Raw genomic sequence first — 2,383 nt, 5'->3', positions numbered from 1 at the left:
GTCGGGCTGGCGAAGCCGCCGCCGCCGACAACGTTCTGCGAGTTGCCGCCTACGATAGAGAAGGCGCTGCCGCCGCGCACGGCGGACATGGTCTTGCCGTCGAGTTCTTTGTCGAGGGCCAGGTCCTTGATCATCAGGGTCGATTGCATGGTGAGTCTCCTTTGGGGTTTGGTTGGGGAGCACCCTCCAGRAGGGCGCTCCGGTATTGCGTTACAGCGCGGCAACCTGGGTGCCGTTGCCGAAGTTCTGCAGGGTGGGGATCTTCAGGTTCAGRTGCGAGCTGGCGTCGAGCGTGTTCACGGTCGGGCCGACCTGAAAGCCCGTGGTCGGGCTGGCGAAGCCGCCGCCGCCGACAACGTTCTGCGAATTGCCGCCGACGATGGAGAAGGCGCTGCCGCCGCGCACGGCGGACATGGTCTTGCCGTCGAGTTCTTTGTCGAGGGCCAGGTCCTTGATCATCAGGGTCGATTGCATGGTGAGTCTCCTTTGGGGTTCGGTTGGGGAGCACCCTCCAGGAGGGCGCTCCGGTATTGCGTTACAGCGCGGCAACCTGGGTGCCGTTGCCGAAGTTCTGCAGGGTGGGGATCTTCAGGTTCAGATGCGTGCTCGCGTCGATCGTGTTCACGATGGGGCCGACCTGAATGCCCGTGGTCGGGCTGGCGAAGCCGCCGCCGCCGACAACGTTCTGCGAGTTGCCGCCGACGATGGAGAAGGCGCTGCCGCCGCGCACGGCGGACATGGTCTTGCCGTCGAGTTCTTTGTCGAGGGACAGGTCCTTGATCATGAGGGTCGATTGCATGGTGAGTCTCCTTTGGGGTTTGGTTGGAAGAGCAGCTTGTTGTTGCGCTCGAAGGGTATAGAGCATGGAGCGTGCCATGCCACGCTCCGCGTCGCAAAAAAAATCCTAAGTACTTGAAAAAGCAGACGTTTTATTTTGACGATCGCCTTTTTCAGGCGCCTGCCGACGGAGAGTTGCCGGGCAAGGTGTTGGGCCGGGGCCAACGCATTGCATGTTCCCTGTTGGCGGGAACAGACACCGGCATCGATTGGCCTGACAAAGCCGGCACCGCAGGCGATTCTCGGTTGCGTTGAGAAAATCGGGGCCAGGCCGTCCGAAACGCTGTTTATCGATGATGGGGAATCAAACGTAGCCGGTGCCATGCAAGCGGGGCTTCATGGGCACATATTCGTTGGGATTGATGCGCTGAAGCAGGTGTTGAAATCCCGCAGGCTGCTTTAGTTGCGGCTCGCACCGTGCGCGTCGGATCGCGCGCGGTGGTTCAGTCGGAACACCATGCCGGTGTTACGTCGACGACAGCAGCCGGCCTGACTGCGCCCGGCCGGGCCCGGAACGGCAACCGGGGGTGACAAGGGAGTCAGGGGCCTGAAGCAGGCGCCGCCGCCTTGTGTGCTGCCATATGATGCAGATACGCCAGCAGGTCCTTCAGGTCGGCGTCAGGCAGCGTCCTTTCGTCGATCGCGGACATGCGCGCGTTGGGCCACCAGCGCAACGACTGCGGGTCGCGGATCAGCTTGGCCAGCTTGTCGTCGCCCAGATACTCGACCGGGCTGTATGGCACATTCAGATCGGGGCCGAGTTGCGCATCGCCCGCCCGGTTAAGGGAATGGCACGAGAAGCAGACGCGCTGGAATGTCGCGAAGCCGCGCATGACCGGTCCTTCGGCCGGCAGGCCCGGGGCGGGCCGGATGGCTGCAAAGCGCTCGGAAGGCGGAGCGGTGATGTCGATGCGCACGATGCTGTACGTCCAGAGACTCTCGTTGACGACGGAAGCGGCGCGGCCCGACGGCACCGTCCAGATCAGGCGAAATGGCCCGATATCCTGGCCCTTGAGCGTCGGCCACGGCGCGGCAGGGTTTTCCACCGCCAGCCAGGCGCGCGGTTCATCGGCGCCATCAATCAGCAGCAGGCGTACCGGCAGGTGGGAAATATAGCCGTCGCTGGCGGCGGTCGTCGCACTCGCGTCGGCCGTCACCGGCATGCCGTGCAGCAGCGCCGCCAAGGGGACAGCCTTGAACGTCAGGCGGCGTTTCAGATTGTCGTCGTCCACCGTGACGTCGGTCAGGCGGCGGTCTTTCAGCAACCCATCCCGCGTCCAGCTGCGCTGTTGGGTACCGGCGGAAATGGTCAGCGTTGCCGTGTCCGCCGCGCACGCCGGGCCTGCCAGGAACGCCATTGCACAACCAAGCGCGCCAACGGCCATTGCGATCCAGGCTTTCATCAGTTCGCGCGGGAAACATCGGCCTTCAGGCCGGTGAGGGATAGCGCGCGACGCGAAGCGTCGCCCCTGCGCCCGCTCTCCTTCGTGGATGGCGCTACGCGTGAATAACCATATCCGTCGCCGCGTTGCATGAGCTTGCAATA

5 protein-coding genes are annotated in these 2,383 nt (G+C 63.9%); 2 read left to right on the top strand and 3 right to left on the bottom strand.

Annotated features, from left to right (window positions below; all coding sequences use genetic code 11):
• Positions 1 to 210 precede the first annotated feature (210 nt).
• Both AC1DQ3_RS36355 and AC1DQ3_RS36350 read right to left on the bottom strand, forming a co-directional pair.
• Positions 211 to 474 carry a hypothetical protein gene (locus AC1DQ3_RS36355; RefSeq protein WP_477124925.1) on the bottom strand — a complete coding sequence of 88 codons (264 nt, stop codon included), beginning with the start codon at positions 472 to 474 and terminating at the stop codon, positions 211 to 213.
• Positions 475 to 535: 61 nt separating this feature from the next.
• Positions 536 to 799 carry a hypothetical protein gene (locus AC1DQ3_RS36350; RefSeq protein ID WP_477124924.1) on the bottom strand — a complete coding sequence of 88 codons (264 nt, stop codon included), beginning with the start codon at positions 797 to 799 and terminating at the stop codon, positions 536 to 538.
• A 23-nt stretch (positions 800 to 822) separates the two neighbouring features.
• Between AC1DQ3_RS36350 and AC1DQ3_RS36345 the strand changes: the two genes are divergently transcribed.
• Both AC1DQ3_RS36345 and AC1DQ3_RS36340 read left to right on the top strand, forming a co-directional pair.
• Positions 823 to 1,092: a hypothetical protein gene (locus tag AC1DQ3_RS36345; RefSeq protein ID WP_477124927.1), complete on the top strand. Its 270-nt coding sequence runs from the start codon at positions 823 to 825 to the stop codon at positions 1,090 to 1,092.
• Positions 1,007 to 1,240 carry an HAD-IA family hydrolase gene (locus AC1DQ3_RS36340; protein WP_477124926.1) on the top strand — a complete coding sequence of 78 codons (234 nt, stop codon included), beginning with the start codon at positions 1,007 to 1,009 and terminating at the stop codon, positions 1,238 to 1,240. The genes AC1DQ3_RS36345 and AC1DQ3_RS36340 overlap by 86 nt, the downstream gene beginning before the upstream one ends.
• A gap of 136 nt (positions 1,241 to 1,376) precedes the next feature.
• Here AC1DQ3_RS36340 and AC1DQ3_RS36335 read toward each other — a convergent pair whose 3' ends face one another.
• Positions 1,377 to 2,240 (bottom strand): cytochrome c, encoded by an 864-nt coding sequence (locus AC1DQ3_RS36335; RefSeq protein ID WP_477124923.1) that lies wholly within the window; start codon positions 2,238 to 2,240, stop codon positions 1,377 to 1,379.
• Positions 2,241 to 2,383: the final 143 nt, after the last annotated feature.

The sequence above is a fragment of the Cupriavidus sp. 01T418 genome, from assembly GCF_056398885.1.
This window is presented reverse-complemented; position numbering and strand designations above follow the sequence as displayed.